The following is a 15697-nucleotide window of genomic DNA, read 5'->3' on the forward strand; positions in this document are numbered from 1 at the left end:
GGAGAGATTGTCTGCCAAGGTGGCAGAATAGAGAGACTCTCTCTGCGGCCAGGCACGCAAACAGCCTCTCTGTCTGCTCATGACGGGTAGGCTTCCCGCATCAGTCCGAACCGGGAGGCCTCGACCATGTCCGCGCATTTTGCCCGCTCGCATCGCCACGAAGCGCTCGATCGGCTCGCCGACCGCCGGCTGCTGCGCGAGCTCGCCTATGTCGACGGTCACTGGACGGCGAGCGACGCGGCCGAAAGCTTCGAGGTGACCGATCCGGCCACCGGCACCACTGTCGCTTTCGTCGCCGCGCTTGATGCGCAGCAAACGACAAAGGCAATCGATGCCGCCGCACGTTCCTTTCCGGCTTGGCGTTCGTTGCTGCCGCAGGAGCGATCCAAAATTCTGCGAAAATGGTTCGAGCTGATCATCGCAGCGAAAGACGACCTCGCTTTGCTGATGACCTTGGAACAAGGCAAGCCGATGCAGGAATCGCTAGGCGAAATCGACTACGCCGCCTCCTTCGTCGAGTGGTATGCCGAGGAGACAAAACGCCTCAACGCGGAGAGCGTTACCAGCCATCTGCCGAATGCGGAAATGATGGTGCGGCGCGAGCCGCTTGGCGTTGTCGGCGTCGTCACCCCTTGGAATTTCCCGTCCGCCATGCTGACCCGCAAGGCGGCCGCCGCTCTTGCCGCCGGCTGCACCATCGTCGCCCATCCTTCATCCGAGACGCCGCTCTCGGCGCTGGCGCTGGCTGAACTTGGCGAGCGCGCCGGCCTGCCGGCCGGTGTCTTCAACGTCGTCACCGGCAAGGCCGCTGTCATCGTCGGCCGGATGTGCGAAGACCCACGCGTCCGTGCCATGAGCTTCACCGGCTCGACGGAGATCGGCAGGCTGATCGCCGCGCAAAGTGCGCCGACGATGAAGCGGCTGGTGATGGAGCTTGGCGGCCACGCGCCGCTGATCGTCTTTGCCGACGCCGATCTCGACAAGGCCGTGAGCATTGCCATCGACGCCAAATTCGCAACATCGGGCCAGGACTGCCTTGCCGTCAACCGCATCTACGTCCAGCGCCCGATCTACGATCGCTTCTGCGCCGCCTTCGCTAGGCGTATCGAGGCGCTGCGGACCGGCAATGGGCTTGCCGACGGCACCGACATCGGGCCGCTGATGCATGAGCGCGCCGTCATCAAGGTCGAGGAACAGGTTGCCGATGCCATCGCTCGCGGCGCGCGGTGCCTCACCGGCGGCAAGCGACATCAGGCCGGGCCGCTGTTCTACCAGCCGACGCTGCTGGCCGATGTCACTGACGAGGCGCTGATCATGCGCGAGGAGACTTTTGGCCCGGTCGCAGCCGTGACGCCGTTCGACAGCGAGGACGAGGTGATCGCCCGCGCCAACGCCACCGAATACGGCCTCGTCGCCTATGTCGTTTCCGAGAACGGCGCCCGCCAGCAGCGCATGGGTCGCGCCCTCGACTACGGCATGGTCGCTATCAACCGCGTCAAGATCACCGGCGCGCCGATCCCGTTCGGCGGCGTCAAGCAATCCGGCATCGGCCGCGAAGGTTCGCGCCACGGACTGGAGGCTTTCACCGATCTGAAATATCTCTGCCTGGACGTCGCATAAGTCCGCCCGGCCATCTCTCAAGGAGTCAAAAAATGCTCGACCAGTCCAACGAACTCAACGCCTGGGATCGCGACCACTTCTTCCATCCCTCGACCCATATGGGCACGCATGCGCGGGGCGAGAGCCCGACACGCATCATGGCCGGCGGCGAAGGCGTCACCGTCTGGGACAACAATGGCAAGAAGAGCATCGATGCCTTTGCCGGCCTCTATTGCGTCAATGTCGGCTACGGCCGCCAGAAGATCGCCGAAGCCATCGCCACCCAGGCGAAGAACCTCGCCTACTACCACGCCTATGTCGGTCACGGCACCGAGGCCTCGATCACACTTGCCAAGATGATCATCGACCGCGCACCGAAGGGCATGTCCAGAGTCTATTTCGGCCTCTCCGGTTCGGACGCCAACGAAACCAACATCAAGCTGATCTGGTACTACAACAACGTGCTGGGGCGGCCGGAGAAGAAGAAGATCATCTCGCGCTGGCGCGGCTATCACGGCTCGGGCGTGATGACGGGATCGCTGACCGGGCTCGACCTGTTCCACAACGCCTTCGACCTGCCGCGCGCGCCGATCCTGCACACCGAGGCGCCCTACTATTTCCGCCGCGCCGACCGTTCGATGAGCGAGGAGCAGTTCTCGCAGCACTGCGCCGACAAGCTCGAGGAGATGATCCTGGCCGAAGGTCCCGAAACCGTCGCCGCCTTCATCGGCGAACCGATCCTGGGCACCGGCGGCATCGTGCCGCCGCCTGCCGGCTATTGGGAAAAGATCCAGGCGGTGCTGAAGAAGTATGACGTGCTGTTGGTCGCCGACGAGGTGGTGACGGGCTTCGGTCGTCTCGGCACCATGTTCGGCTCCGACCACTACGGCATCAAGCCGGACCTGATCACCATCGCCAAGGGCCTGACCTCGGCCTATGCGCCGCTGTCTGGCGTCATCGTTGCCGACAAGGTCTGGCAGGTGCTGGTGCAGGGTTCGGACAAGCTCGGCTCGCTCGGCCATGGCTGGACCTATGCCGCGCATCCGATCTGCGTTGCCGCAGGCGTCGCCAATCTCGAACTGATCGACGAGATGGACCTGGTGAAAAACGCCGGCGAGACCGGCGCCTATTTCCGCGCCGAGCTGGCCAAGGCCGTTGGCGGGCACAAGAATGTCGGCGACGTTCGGGGAGACGGCATGCTGGCGGCGGTCGAGTTTGTCTCCGACAAGGACGACCGGGTGTTCTTCGACGCTTCGCTCAAGATCGGGCCGCAAGTGGCGACAGCGCTTGCCGCCAGCGGTGTCATCGGCCGCGCCATGCCGCAGGGCGACATACTCGGCTTCGCGCCGCCGCTCTGCCTGACCCGCGAGGAAGCAGACATCGTCGTGTCGAAGACCGCCGATGCGGTCAACAGCGTGTTTGCCAATCTCTGAGATCGACCATGAATGCCATGACCAAGACCCTTCCCGCCACCATGGCCGCCGTGCTGCTCACCGGGCACGGCGGACCGGAAAAACTCGTCTACCGCACCGATGTGAAAGTACCTGCGCCCGGCCCGGGTGAAGTGCTGGTCAAGGTCAGCGCTTGCGGCATGAACAACACCGATGTCTGGGTGCGCCAAGGCGCCTATGGGACCGAGGAGGATACCGCCGCCGTGTCGACCTGGCGGCGGCAAGGCAACACGCTTGTTTTCCCGCGCATCCAGGGCACCGACACGGTCGGCACCATTGCTGCCGTCGGCGAAGGCGTTTCGCCGGACCGTATCGGCGAACGGGTGATGATCGATTTTTCGATCTACAACCGCGACGACGATTCACTCGCCGACATCGACTACATGGGCCACGGTCGCGACGGCGGGTACGCCGAATACCAGACGGTGCCGGCTGAGAACGCACATGTAGTCGACACCGAGATGAGCGACGTCGAACTCGCCACCTTCTGCTGCGCTTATCTCACCGGCGAACAGATGCTGGAACGCGCGGCGCTGAAAGCTGGCGAGCGCGTGCTTGTCACCGGCGCTTCGGGCGGTGTCGGTTCCGGCATCGTGCAGCTGGCGCGAGCGCGCGGCGCCATTCCCTACGCCGTTGTCGGCAAGGGCAAGGAACAGGCGGTGCGCGACATAGGCGCCGAGGCGGTGATAACCCGTGGCGTCGCCGACCTGCCCGCTGCGGTCAACGAGGCGACCGGCGGTCAGCCGATCGACGTGGTAGCCGATCTCGTCGGCGGCGCAATCTTCAACGACTTGCTTCGCATCCTGAGACCCGAGGGCCGCTACACCACAGCCGGCGCCATCGCCGGGCCGGTGGTGCAACTCGATCTCAGGACCATGTATCTCAAGCAACTGCAATTGCATGGATCGAGCCAGGGAACGCGCGCCGATTTCCGCCGCATCGTCCGCTACATCGAGGCGAAGAAAATCCGGCCGCTGGTTGGCGGTGTCTACAGACTGTCCGATTTCCACAAGGCGCAGGCCGACTTCATCGCCAAGGATTTCGTCGGCAAGCTGGTGGTCGTGCCGGACGCGATGTGGGTCGATGGTCGTTGACCTGGCAGCAGGCGCTTTGGTGCGGGTAAGAAAATCATCACGAGCTGTCGGACCTTATCGATCTCGCCCGTCCGATCGCGTGATTTGGCCGCGATCAGCTTCCCTGCCGGACCCGATGCGGTGGCGCTGAGCCGGGCGCGCCATGCGGTGGCTACCTAGTTCCGTTGCGATCTTGCCGCATCGGCGAAAGTGTCGTCAGGTGCGGCAGAGACTCAATGCCGCCGTCGCCGGGCAGGCGTCTGCTTTGGTTCCCGATCTGAACGCAGCAGCTTCTCTTCCTTGTCGCTCACCAAGGAGCGAATTCCGGTGAAGACAAGGGTGATGGCCTCGTCGCGTCCGATATCGTCGGCAACCGCCTTGCGCAGCCAGAGCCCATCGAGTAGGGCCGCGATGATCAGGCTCGCCTCGTGTAGGCGCGCCGCATCGAGCATCCCGCCAAACACAGAGGCCAGGTTGGAGCGCAGCCGCCGATGGAACACGCGCTGGAGCCTTGCATATTGCTCGTTCATGCCGGCTTCGGCGCAGACGGAAATCCAAGCGCTGGCGATAGGCCGGGTGAAAGCTTGCGCGGGGAAGTTACCCTCGACGATCGCTTCCAGCCGCGCCCAGTTGGTCTGGGCCTTACTCAGCCGCGCGATGACGTCTTCCATCAGCAGGCGGTTGTTGTAGCGCACCATGCCGAACAGGACTTCGTCCTTGCCCTTGAAATAATAGGCGAGAATGCCCGGCGACATGCCGGCCTCGCGGCATATGCGGGCCGAGGTCATGCCTTGCAGCCCATGCTCGAGGAACACGCGATGCGCGGCCGCGATCAGCTCGACGCGCCTTATGTCCTCGATTCTGGTTCGCTTGCCTTGAGTCGCCATTTCCCTTTCTAGCAAATTAGATTTTTGTATTCTAGTACAAGATTCTGTATTGACATACAGCGCAAACGCCATAGCGTTGGCTGGCAGTCGTCTCATCAAGAAAATGGGGAACCAAGAATGCGTACGACAGTCATCTTTGCCTTGCTTTCCGGGTTGATCGCATCGCCCGCCATGGCCGCCGATGCGGCGCAGTGCCAGAAGGTCCGCATGGCGGATCTTGGCTGGACCGACATCGCCCTCACCAACACCACCGCCGAGGTGATCCTCGATGCCCTGGGTTACGACGCCTCGCAGACCTTGCTCGGCCTTGGCGTCGCCTATTCGGCGCTGAAGGAAAACGACATGGATGTGTTCCTCGGCAACTGGCGGCCAGTCCAGGACGAGGAATACAAATCCTATTTCGACGAGGGATCGGTCGAAGTGCTGGGCGTGAACCTGGAAGGCGCCAAATACACGCTCGCCGTACCGCAATATGTTGCCGACCAGGGCGTCAAGAGCTTCGACGATCTGGCAGCCCATGCAGACAAGTTCGGCAGCAAGATCTATGGCATCGAGGCAGGCTCGAACAAGCCGCTGCTCGACATGGTGGCGGCCAGCCGCCATGGGCTCGGCGAGTGGCAAATTATCGAGTCCAGCGAGGCGGCAATGCTGACGCAGGTCGCCAACTCGGTGGCCGACAAGGGCTGGGTCGTGTTCCTCGGCTGGGAGCCGCATCCGATGAACCTCGACTACAAGATTACCTATTTGTCGGGCGGAGACATCGAGTTCGGGCCGAATTTCGGCGGCGCCACCGTCCGCACCATCGCCCGCAAGGGCTTTTCGACGGAATGCCCCAACGCCGCCAAGCTGTTTGCCAATCTGGCCTTCGATCTCACCTACGAAAACTATGGCATGCGGATGATCCTGGGGGAGGGGAAATCCGCCGACGAAGCTGCCCGTGAGATGATCAAGCGCAACCCCGACAAGCTCGCGAAGTGGCTGGACGGCGTCTCGACTTTTGACGGTCAGCCAGGCCTGCCGGTCGTTAAAAGCGCTCTGGGTCTCTAGATGAACCAGAGCATGCTGGCGGCGGTGCTGGAGAAGACAGGTGAGCCGCTGCGCATCATGACCATGCAGCGGCCGGAACCCGGCCCTGGAGAAATATTGGTTCGCCTGGAAGCCAGCGGCATATGCCATACCGATGTACATGTCTGGCAAGGCCACGTGCGGCCGGCGTCAGGGCAGCTGACAACAATTCTCGGCCATGAGGGCGTGGGCAGGGTGGTGCAGCTTGGCGCCGGCGTCACGGATTGGTGCCTCGGCGAGCGCGCCGGCGTCGCCTGGCTGCACGACACCTGCGGCGACTGCGACGAGTGCCACGCCGAAATGGAGTCTTTCTGCCAGCACCAGCGCGCGCACGGCTTCGATGTTGCAGGCACCTTTGCCGAATATGTCGTTGCCGACGCACGCTTTGCCGCGCGGCTGCCGGATGAGGGCGATGCGGCGGTGCTGGCGCCCCTGATGTGCGCAGGCTTGACCGCCTTTGGCGCCGTGCAGCGAGCGGGTGTCAGGCGAGGAGAGATTTGTGCCGTCTTCGGCTGTGGCGGCTTGGGCCTCTATGCCGTCCAGATCGCTCGACGGCTTGGCGCTGTGCTCGTCGCCATCGATACGGATGAAGCCAAGCTTCGCTTGGCTGCGTCTCTCGGCGCCGAGCACACCCTGCTTGCCTCGTCCGAACTGGCGAACAATTGGCCGGCCGCATTGCGCGCTCATGTCTGCATCAATTTTGCGCCGACGCAGGCAAGCTGGGATGCCATGGTTGCGGCAATCCGCCCGCGCGGCAGGATCATCGCGGCGGCCATGGTCTCGCAGCCGGTGCCCCTCAGCCAGGAGTGGCTGACCGCAAGCGGCGTCTGGATAACCGGGACCAGCGTCGGCACACGCGCGCAGATGCGCGAGCTGATAGGACTGCATGAGGCGCAACCCTTCGAGGCTCAGGTCCAGCGCGTCACGCTGGCCGAGGCAACCAGCGCATTGGTTCGGCTGAAGGCGGGGACTGCCGAGGGGCGGCAGGCGATCGTCTTTGGTTCTGACAACCAAGGGTGACGCCACGAAAACGGCGCTGGCTGCTTTGCAGCGAGACTATAGACAATTGACGGTCCGCCATTTGTTTGGAACAGTCCATTCCATGGTCGATCCGCTCTCCGAAATCATTGAACTGCTCCGGCCTCAGGCCGTGTTCACAAAGGGCATCAGCGGCGCCGGCCGTTGGGCGTCCGTTATGGCGATTTTGGCCATCTGAGCTTCGCCATCGTGATCGAAGGTGCATGCCGATTGGCCGTCGATGGGCAACAGGCGCTCACGCTGGAAGCCGGCGATTTCATCCTGCTGCCGAAGACGCCGGGCTTCACCATGACGGGTTTTGAGCCCGTCATCCCCGAGATCATCGATCCGCATGTCGCGGCCCTGACGGCGGAAGGCGAAGCTCGCCATGGCGCCCAGGAAGGTCCGCCGAGCGTGCGCATCCTGGGTGGCTACTTCGTCTTCGACAGCGAGGATTCCGGGCTGCTGGTTTCGCTGGTGCCGGATCAGGTCCATGTCCGCGGCGTCGAACGCCTGTCGATCTTGGTGAAGCTGTTGATCGAGGAAGCGGCCCGACGCCAGTCGGGGCGCGCGCTGGTTCTGACCCGGCTGATCGAGATCCCGCTGGTCGAATCCTTGCGGCTGACGCAAGCGCCGGATGCACCCGCCGGACTGCTGCGTGGCCTGGGGGACGTACGGCTGGCCGAAGCCATCCGGCAGATGCATGCCGATCCGGCTCGCCCCTGGACGATGGCTGAACTGGCGAAGGAAGCAGCGCTCTCCCGGTCGGCATTTTTCGACCGCTTCAGCCGCAGCGTCGGCGTGCCGCCGATGGAATATCTGCTGGCCTGGCGCATTGGCGCTGGCCAAAGACATGCTGCGTCAGCAGGAAATCGACATCGCCGACGTCGCCGAGCGCGTCGGCTACGGTTCGGCGAGCACCTTCAGCACCGCCTTCAGCCGCCATGTCGGCCAGCCGCCTGGCCGCTACGCAAAGGCGACGGCGCACTAGCCGGCCGCGCCCGTGACTCTGCTCAGATCGATGTGTAGCCGCCGTCCGCCGTGACGATGCTGCCGGTCATCAGGCCACGCCATCGCCGTCGCTTTCCGCGACGCCAATTCCGGTAGTGACAACACCCCCCGCGGCAGTCAGGCCGCGAGGGTGAACAGGAGGCGCCATAGGTCTTTCGAGCAAGCCACAAGGTCAGAACGTCTTGCCCAGATTGACCAGGAACGCGTTGTCGGTATCGCCATCGCTGCCGAACAGGCCACGATATTCCAGCCGCATGTTGAAGTCCTGCACCGTCTGCACATTCACCCCGAGGCCGAGCATGAAGCGGTCCTTGCCCAACCCGTCGATCGAGGTGTGGTAGATCGGCCCGCCGAACATGTCGGCGTAGTTCATGGTGATCGCGCTGTCGCCCTGGAAGTCGTGCTGGTATTCCAGTCGCACCTGCGGCGAAACCACGCCGAAGTCGGCGGCGAACTTATAGGCGAGCGTCAGGCCGAGATTACCCGTGGTGGTGCTGATGTCCTGCTCGCCATAATGTAGGGCCGAGGACGGATCGCCACCTTCGGTGAAGGCATCCAGCGTCGCCTTCGCCACGTCGAGACGCGCATAGGGCGAAATCTGCCACTCCTGGATCTCGAACTTCTTGCCGGCGGACACCGAGGCGAACCACTGGCCACCGTCGCGCTCGCCGTTGGCAAAGCCGCCGCCGGACGTCAGATAACGCTTCGAGTCGAACGACAGCCACTGATATCCGACCAGACCGTCGATGAAGTAGTCCTGGCCGGGATGATAGCTGGCATAGAGTCCCGCCGTGTAGGCCTTACCGGTGCTGCGGCTGCCATTGTCACCAATGTCGCTGACATCGCGTCCGTAACCCATGCCTAGACCGATCGCGAAAGCGCGGCTGAAGCGATAGTCGACGCCGGCGCTGAGGCCCGTGGTCTCGAACTTATAGCCGTCATCGCCGTCACGCTCGCCGATATTGATCGAGCCGCCGGTCCAGATGGTCACCTTGCTGTGGCCGAAGCTGCCGGTACCGAAGCCGCCGGGTGTGCCCGAGGTGGTCGTGTCGTCGAGGGACGATTTGAACGGCCAGTCTGGGCCGGACGCCTTGCTGCGACCGCAGTCTGGTCCCTTGGCCATTTGTTCGGCTTCGTTGCAGGTGCTGTCGAAGGACAGAACGATGCCCTGGACGAAGGCCAGACCATCCGTGGGCTCCTGGCCATTGTCGCTGTCATGCAGGCCCTCCAGGCGCTGCTGGAAGTTGCCAATCTGCGAGGTTGCAAAACGGCGCGTCGCGGCGGTCTCGGCGTTGAGGATACCCATGACCTCGCTGTCCAGCGTCGGATCGGGACGCTCGACGACCTCGATGGTGATCGCTGTCACCGCCGACGTCGCATAGGCATTGGTCAGGGTGAAGGTCACCGTGGCCGTGCCCTGGTAGGTTGCCGTCGGCGTGAAAGTCATCTGGAACCCGTTCAGCACAGTCGTTCCCGAGGACGGCGGAGGCACCGAAACCAGGCTTGCGCTGGTGAACGGTCCGCCGACCGCATCCTTGGTCAGGTCGACGACCACAGCCTTGCCGGACGATGTGGTGACATTTTGCGCGACAGGGACCGGGATGGGCCTGACGTTGATCGTGACGGTGGCAGGCGCCGAGGTTCCGCCTGGTCCGGTCGCTGTGTACGTCAGTGAGTCCGACCCGTTAAAGGACGCTCCCGGTGTGTAGACGATGTCGGTGCCGCTGACGGACGCGGTGCCGTGCGCCGGCGCCGTGGCGATCGCCACCGAGGTGATGGTCCCGGTATCGTTGTCCGTGACGTGGATGGTCACGGGCTGGCCTTCAAGCGTTTCAGCCGTCTCCGGGTTGGCGACCGGCGGGTTGTTGCCGATCACCAGCGTGTAATTTGCCGTGCCGGTGAAACCGAAACTGTCGGTCGCCGTGGCGGTGATGGCGAACGAGCCGACCTCCGTGGGCGTGCCCGAAAGCACGCCCGCTGAAGACAGCGTTATTCCGGCCGGTGGGGTGCCGGTCAGCGCGTAGGTGTAAGGGCCGGTGCCGCCGCTGGCCGTGAGCGTCTGGCTGTAGGCAACGCCGTATTGGCCTGCAGGCAAGGTGGCGGGCGCCAGCGTGATGGTCGGCGCTGCGATAATCAGCGTATAGGGCCTGGACCCGGTCGCCGCAGTACCTGTCGTACTGTCGGTCGCCGTCACGGTGAAGGAGAAGGAGCCGGCAACGGTCGGCGTGCCTGCGAGCGTATCTCCCGTGAGCGTTATGCCTGCGGGCAGTGTACCCGAGGTTACTGCAAAGCTGTAAGGGCCATTGCCGCCGCTCGCCGACAGCGGCTGGCTGTAGGCGGTTCCGGCCACACCGCCCGGAAGGCTGGCGGGCGACACCGTCAGGCCGGGCACCAGCACCTGCAGGCTGTAGCTCTGGGTACCCGTCTGGCCATTCGCATCTTGCGCCTGAACCGTGATCGGAAATGTGCCGGACTGCGTCGGCGCTCCCGAAAGAATGCCCGCCGTAGTGAGCGACATGCCATTCGGCAGCGGACCGGAAGATACAGTGAAGCTGTAGGGACCAACACCGCCGGATGCGACAAGGGAGACGGGCGTATAGGCAGCCCCCGCAGTCGCATCCGCCAGCGAGGCCGGAGCGATCGTGATGGTCGGTGCGCCAACCTGCAGGACGTAGTTTTGCGTTCTGACGAACGGTGTGCCGGTGCCGGTGCTGCTATCAGTTGCCTGGACCGAGAAGGTGAACAAGCCAGTTACGGTGGGTGTTCCCGAGAGCAGCCCGGTCCCGGGATCAAGCGCGAGGCCCGCTGGAAGCGCACCGGCGCTGACGGTGTAGGCATAGGGCGCCGTGCCACCGGACGCCGAGAACTGCTGACTGTAGGCCGCGCCATAGGCGGCGCTAAGCGTTCCCGCCGCCGGCGTCATGGAAAGCGTCGGCGCAGCGACAGTGAGCGTGAAGGGCTGCGCAATCGCGAACGGGCCATTTCCGGTGCTGCTGTCATTGCCCGTGACGTTGAGGGCGAAGCTGCCCGCTTCTGTCGGCGTTCCCGAAACGGTCACGCTGTTGGACGTCGTCCCCGTGGCGGAAAGGCCCGCCGGCAAGCCGCTTACCGACAGTGTGTACGGCGAAGCACCACCGGATGCGGTGAAAGTCTGCGAGTAGGCCACGCCAACCTGCGCGGTCAAAGCCCCGGATGCTGCGACGACGACCGTCGGATTGCTGACCGTGATGGTGACGGTCGCTGGCGCGGACGTACCGGCCGTATTCGTTGCCGTGTAGGTGAATGAATCGGGACCGGCGTAGCCGGCGGTGGGTGTATAGCTTATCGATGTGCCGCTGGCCGTGGCCGTGCCATGGGTGGCCGCAGTGCCAACTGCAACCGACGTCGGTATGCCGCCGGTGACGTTGAGCGTGATCGGATTGGCGCTGCTGTCATAGGCAACCGTGGCCGACACTGCATTAGCAACCGGCGGAATGTTGACGATGGTGAGCGTGTAGGCCCGCGGCGCACTCGAATAGGGTCCCGTGCCCGTGCTGCTGTCAGTCGCGGTTACCGAGAAGTTGTAAGTTCCCTCTGCGGTCGGCGTTCCCGAAAACGCACCCGCGCCGGACAGCGCTACGCCCGGCGGCAGGGCTCCGGCTGTCACCGCATATGTGTAGGGCGAAGTGCCTCCGGTCGCCGGGTTGAGGACCGCCGAATAGGCCGCGCCAAGCGTGCCATCTGCCAATGTCGTTGCCGGCAAGCTGATGGTCGGCGCGGCAACCGTCAGCGTATAGGCCTGTGTGCCGCTGAACGGTCCGGGCCCGGTGCTGCTATCGGTTGCCTGGACGGTGAAATTGAATGTGCCGCCGGCGGTTGGCGTGCCGGAAAGCAAGCCTGTATTCGTGTTCAAACTTAGCCCGGATGGAAGCGCGCCCGCGCTGATCGTGAATGTATAGGGGCCTGTGCCGCCGCTGCCGGTCATGGTCGCGCCGCTGTAGGCGACCCCGACTGTACCGCCCGGCACGGTGGCGGGGTTGACGACGATGGTCGGAGCGGCGTTGATGACGACAGTTATGTCCTGGGTAACGAACCAGACGCCGCCGGTCGAGATCGTTGTGCTGTCCTGCGACTTGACCTTGAATGTGACGGTGCCCTGAGCGCTCGGCGTTCCGGAAATGAGGCCGCTGGAAGACAAGCTCAGTCCAGCCGGCAGCGGGCCAATCTCGACACTGTAGGTATAGGGCGCGGTGCCGCCGCTGGTGCTGAGTTGCTGGCTGTATGCAAAGCCTACGGCGCCTGCGGGCGGGCTGGTCGGCGAAACGACCAGGGTGGGTCCTGGGACAATGAAGGTGTAGCTTTTGTCAGTCGTCAAAGGCGTGCCGGCCGTGGAATCCACCACATGCACAGTGTAATTATAAGGGCCGGAGCCCGTCGGCGTGCCTGAAATCCTGCCGTTGGACGCAAGGCTGAGCCCCGGCGGCAAGCTGCCGCCGCCCGGCGTATAGGTATAGGGCGCTACGCCGCCGCTGGAGGAAAGTGTCTGGTCGTAGAAAACGCCGACTGCCGGCGTTGGCAGGCTGGCGGGGGTGACGGTGATGGGCGAACTGGCAGGCAAGACGGTCACATTGACGGTGACGACACCGGCGGAGGCATCTTCAAAGGTGAAGCTGTCCGACAGGGCGCCGTCGCCATTGTTGACATAAGTCAGGAGCCCGGCGGACGCGTTGTCGATGGTGACATGGCCGTGTGCGGGCTGCACCACCTGGCTCTGTGGGTTTGTTCCGAAAGGATCGCATGACGACGCGTCGATCTGGTGAGAGCCGCCAGATGCCACGGTAAACGTTATCGGGGCGGGGCAGCCTAGCGATGGCGCAGCCTGTGCCTCGGATGGCGCCAAGGCAGCCATGCCAACAAACGCAAGCATGGCAACCCACAGCAGGAACCCGCTGGCAAGCGCATCCGAACGCCCGGCGCAATACTTTACAGTCCGACCCAATGCATGCCCCCCGTGCCGCCAATCGATACGCTTTAGTGTCGAAGCGAAAAATATCGACCGATCAAATCTTTAGCTGACGCAGAATCCGAGTGCGATCATCCCCGTCGGATTCGAAGGCAAAGTAAATCATACAGTCTTCACCATGTCTACCATGTAGAAAAACTCCACTTGCAGAATCCACGGTTTATGAGCAATGATGAATTCAAGGAACTTCTTGCACAATATTAGGGGGAGCTAATGGCCGAATATTTCCTCGGGCAGATCATGATGACGGGGTTCGGATTCGCGCCAAAGGGCTTCGCCTTTTGCAATGGCTCGATAATCGCCATCGCTCAGAACCAGGCCCTGTTTTCGCTGCTCGGCACCACCTATGGCGGCAATGGCACAACGACCTTCGCCCTGCCCAACCTGCAAAGCCGCACCCCGGTCGGCTTTGGCCCATCCGCCGATCCGAACTGGAACCCGTCAGCCTATCAGTGGGGTGAAACCGGCGGCGTTGAAAACGTCACGCTGCTGTCTCAGCAACTGCCGGCCCACAACCATGTGGGCAACGCAACCACTGCAGCGGGTGCGGCGCGCAATCCCAGCGGTGCGCTCTATGGCACCACCACGAATGCCATCTATGCCGCGCCGAATGGCCGCGTGGTTCCCTTGGCGGCTCCGACCGTCACCTATGTCGGCGGCAACCAACCACACTCGAACATACAGCCCTACGAGACCATCAACTACAACATCGCCATGACCGGGATATTCCCATCACGCAGTTGATGCCTGCGAGCCATCGCCAGATCACTGCACGCCAAATCACTGCCGCCAAATTACTGCCCGCCAAATTACTGCCCGCCAAATTACTGCCCGGAGGAGATCCATCGATGACCACGCCCTTTGTCGGAGAGATCCGCATGTTCGGTTTTTCGCGCGTGCCGAACGGTTGGTTCGCCTGTGACGGGGGGCTGTATTCCATCTCGCAATATGAGGTGCTGTTTACACTGATCGGTACCACCTATGGCGGCGATGGCCAGTCGACGTTCGCCGTGCCCAGTCTCTCCGGCCGTGTGCCCATCCACCAGGGAACCGGGTCTGGCCTTTCGAACTATGTCCTGGGCCAGGTTGCCGGCAGCGAGAACGTCACCCTGCTCCCCCAGCAGATGCCGCAGCACAATCATTCCATGACCGCGACCACGTCGAGCGCCGATGGCAAAGCGGTCAACACGACGGCTGAACTTGGTGCCATCTCAAACGACACCATGTATGTGACCGATATTACCGGCGCGACGCCTTATGTCACCGCCCCACAATCGACGCAGAGTGTCGGCGGGACCTCGCCGCACGACAACACAATGCCGACGCTGACAGTGCAGTTCTGCATTGCATGGGCGGGAATTTATCCGTCGCAGAGCTGAGCCCCGCGCTTGGGATTGTTTATGGAAACCGGTTCGCCATCCAGATCGCAAGGACATTCCAATGACTGAGCCTTTCCTCGGTGAGATACAGGTCTTCGGCTTCAGCTTCGCTCCGCGCGAGTGGGCGTCCTGCAATGGTGCCGTTGTTCCGATCCAGCAAAATATGGCGCTGTTCGCGCTGCTTGGCACCAATTACGGCGGCAATGGCACGACCAACTTCAGCTGCCCAATTTTACCAACCGCGCCGGCTGCAACCAGGGCACAGGCCCCGGGCTTTCAAGCCGCATCATCGGTGAGACGTTTGGCGCAAGCAGCGAGACGCTGACGGTGGCGCAAATGCCGGCGCACATGCATCAGTTCACCATATACAACCAGCCGGATCTGGCCAAGAAAACGGGCTCGCCCTCTGCCGGCAATTCATTGGCCCCGCCGGGAAGCACCAGTCCTTTTGTGGCCAACGCGCAGGTGAACGCGCAATTCCTGCCCACCATGCTTGGCATTACCGGGAACAGTCAGCCGCACGAGAATCGCCAGCCTTACCTCGCGCTGAATTACAGTATTGCGATGTCGGGGGTCTTTCCGTCCTTCGGTTGATGGTCTTGATCGCAGCAGAAGAGTTGCCGGCATTTCCTGCCGGCGAAAACTCTCGGCTGGGCTTTCCACGTCGCGCGTCCCGCAGCGCGACGCTCGCGGACATTCCATTTCTGCGCCAGCTCTACTGGTCATTCCGCATGGAGGAAATGGAACCCGTGCCGTGGCTGCAGGAGATGAAACGGACGTTCATCGACGGGCAATTCAACCTTCAGCATCGCCACTATGTCAGCGTATTTTCAAACGCCGATTTCCTGATACTGCAAGAAAAGGGCAGGCCGATCGGACGGCTCTATATCGATTCCACTGCCGCGCGCTGGCACATCATCGATATCGGTTTCCTGCCGCAATGGCGCAACGGTGGCCGAGGGATCGCTCTGCTCAAGGCAATTCAAGGCCAGGCGCAAACCTCCGGGGCATCGGGGGTCTTTCTGCATGTCGAGCGGCGCAACATTCGCGCGCAGGCTCTCTACCGCCGCCTTCAGTTCAGGGAGGTCGCGGCCAGCGATAACCATATCGGAATGCAGTGGTCTACGGCCTGACCGGCCTAAAGCCTGTCGCCTTTTAAAGGATTCAGGATTCCCCTTGGTTTGAGTTCGTGATTCATTGCGGTTGAAAGGAG

General features: G+C 63.0%; 13 protein-coding genes and 1 pseudogene. 12 read left to right on the forward strand and 2 right to left on the reverse strand.

Going from position 1 to position 15697, the window contains the following annotated elements; translation table 11 throughout:
• The first annotated feature begins 126 nt into the window (after window positions 1-126).
• Genes FJV77_RS30450 through FJV77_RS30460 form a run of 3 tightly spaced genes read left to right on the forward strand, consistent with a single transcriptional unit; the run spans window position 127 to window position 4144 of the window.
• Entirely contained in the window at window positions 127-1620 is a 1494-nt protein-coding gene (locus tag FJV77_RS30450; RefSeq protein ID WP_142870067.1) for an NAD-dependent succinate-semialdehyde dehydrogenase, read from the forward strand.
• Window positions 1621-1652: 32 nt separating this feature from the next.
• Complete coding sequence (locus FJV77_RS30455; RefSeq protein ID WP_142870068.1) at window positions 1653-3032, forward strand: aspartate aminotransferase family protein; 1380 nt, start codon at window positions 1653-1655, stop codon at window positions 3030-3032.
• A gap of 8 nt (window positions 3033-3040) precedes the next feature.
• On the forward strand, window positions 3041-4144 hold the full coding sequence (locus FJV77_RS30460) for an alcohol dehydrogenase family protein (protein WP_142870069.1): 1104 nt from the start codon (window positions 3041-3043) through the stop codon (window positions 4142-4144).
• 212 nt (window positions 4145-4356) lie between these two features.
• Here FJV77_RS30460 and betI read toward each other — a convergent pair whose 3' ends face one another.
• On the reverse strand, window positions 4357-5082 hold the full coding sequence (betI, locus tag FJV77_RS30465; RefSeq protein ID WP_185970480.1) for a transcriptional regulator BetI: 726 nt from the start codon (window positions 5080-5082) through the stop codon (window positions 4357-4359).
• Between the two features lie 45 nt (window positions 5083-5127).
• On the opposite strand from betI, the gene choX reads away from it, so the two are divergent.
• The 4 genes and pseudogenes from choX (at window position 5128) to FJV77_RS33435 (ending at window position 8083) form a co-directional block, all read left to right on the forward strand.
• Window positions 5128-6057, forward strand: coding sequence for a choline ABC transporter substrate-binding protein (gene choX, locus FJV77_RS30470; RefSeq protein WP_142870071.1), 930 nt, complete (start codon window positions 5128-5130; stop codon window positions 6055-6057).
• The gene (locus tag FJV77_RS30475) at window positions 6058-7095 is read left to right on the forward strand and encodes an alcohol dehydrogenase catalytic domain-containing protein (protein WP_142870072.1); all 1038 of its coding nucleotides are present in this window, start codon (window positions 6058-6060) and stop codon (window positions 7093-7095) included.
• Window positions 7096-7257: 162 nt separating this feature from the next.
• Window positions 7258-7656, forward strand: a pseudogene (locus FJV77_RS33430) (cupin domain-containing protein); the annotation flags it as partial.
• A gap of 289 nt (window positions 7657-7945) precedes the next feature.
• The gene (locus tag FJV77_RS33435) at window positions 7946-8083 is read left to right on the forward strand and encodes a helix-turn-helix domain-containing protein (RefSeq protein ID WP_348643851.1); all 138 of its coding nucleotides are present in this window, start codon (window positions 7946-7948) and stop codon (window positions 8081-8083) included.
• 192 nt (window positions 8084-8275) lie between these two features.
• Here the strand turns inward: FJV77_RS33435 and FJV77_RS30485 are convergent, their stop codons facing one another.
• Complete coding sequence (locus FJV77_RS30485) at window positions 8276-12844, reverse strand: putative Ig domain-containing protein (RefSeq protein WP_185970481.1); 4569 nt, start codon at window positions 12842-12844, stop codon at window positions 8276-8278.
• Window positions 12845-13318: 474 nt separating this feature from the next.
• On the opposite strand from FJV77_RS30485, the gene FJV77_RS30490 reads away from it, so the two are divergent.
• The 5 genes from FJV77_RS30490 (at window position 13319) to FJV77_RS30505 (ending at window position 15617) form a co-directional block, all read left to right on the forward strand.
• Window positions 13319-13849, forward strand: coding sequence for a tail fiber protein (locus FJV77_RS30490; protein ID WP_142870074.1), 531 nt, complete (start codon window positions 13319-13321; stop codon window positions 13847-13849).
• A gap of 104 nt (window positions 13850-13953) precedes the next feature.
• Window positions 13954-14484, forward strand: a complete 531-nt coding sequence (locus tag FJV77_RS30495; protein WP_142870075.1) for a tail fiber protein — start codon at window positions 13954-13956, stop codon at window positions 14482-14484.
• A 61-nt stretch (window positions 14485-14545) separates the two neighbouring features.
• Window positions 14546-14809 (forward strand): tail fiber protein, encoded by a 264-nt coding sequence (locus FJV77_RS33180; RefSeq protein WP_246691434.1) that lies wholly within the window; start codon window positions 14546-14548, stop codon window positions 14807-14809.
• 11 nt (window positions 14810-14820) lie between these two features.
• Window positions 14821-15078, forward strand: coding sequence for a hypothetical protein (locus FJV77_RS33185; protein WP_246691435.1), 258 nt, complete (start codon window positions 14821-14823; stop codon window positions 15076-15078).
• Between the two features lie 5 nt (window positions 15079-15083).
• Window positions 15084-15617 carry a GNAT family N-acetyltransferase gene (locus FJV77_RS30505; RefSeq protein WP_185970482.1) on the forward strand — a complete coding sequence of 178 codons (534 nt, stop codon included), beginning with the start codon at window positions 15084-15086 and terminating at the stop codon, window positions 15615-15617.
• Window positions 15618-15697 lie beyond the last annotated feature (80 nt).

Source organism: Mesorhizobium sp. WSM4306, from assembly GCF_007003975.1.
GTDB lineage: Bacteria > Pseudomonadota > Alphaproteobacteria > Rhizobiales > Rhizobiaceae > Mesorhizobium.

Excerpts from the sequence above, each read along its gene's own strand:
- FJV77_RS30460 (WP_142870069.1), top strand. The coding sequence starts at position 3,041 with ATGAATGCCATGACCAAGACCCTTCCCGCCACCATGGCCGCCGTGCTG.
- FJV77_RS30455 (WP_142870068.1), top strand. The coding sequence starts at position 1,653 with ATGCTCGACCAGTCCAACGAACTCAACGCCTGGGATCGCGACCACTTC.
- choX (WP_142870071.1), top strand. The coding sequence starts at position 5,128 with ATGCGTACGACAGTCATCTTTGCCTTGCTTTCCGGGTTGATCGCATCG.
- FJV77_RS33435 (WP_348643851.1), top strand. The coding sequence starts at position 7,946 with ATGCTGCGTCAGCAGGAAATCGACATCGCCGACGTCGCCGAGCGCGTC.
- FJV77_RS30495 (WP_142870075.1), top strand. The coding sequence starts at position 13,954 with ATGACCACGCCCTTTGTCGGAGAGATCCGCATGTTCGGTTTTTCGCGC.
- FJV77_RS30490 (WP_142870074.1), top strand. The coding sequence starts at position 13,319 with ATGGCCGAATATTTCCTCGGGCAGATCATGATGACGGGGTTCGGATTC.
- FJV77_RS30475 (WP_142870072.1), top strand. The coding sequence starts at position 6,058 with ATGAACCAGAGCATGCTGGCGGCGGTGCTGGAGAAGACAGGTGAGCCG.
- betI (WP_185970480.1), bottom strand. The coding sequence starts at position 5,082 with ATGGCGTTTGCGCTGTATGTCAATACAGAATCTTGTACTAGAATACAA.
- FJV77_RS30450 (WP_142870067.1), top strand. The coding sequence starts at position 127 with ATGTCCGCGCATTTTGCCCGCTCGCATCGCCACGAAGCGCTCGATCGG.
- FJV77_RS33180 (WP_246691434.1), top strand. The coding sequence starts at position 14,546 with ATGACTGAGCCTTTCCTCGGTGAGATACAGGTCTTCGGCTTCAGCTTC.
- FJV77_RS33185 (WP_246691435.1), top strand. The coding sequence starts at position 14,821 with ATGCCGGCGCACATGCATCAGTTCACCATATACAACCAGCCGGATCTG.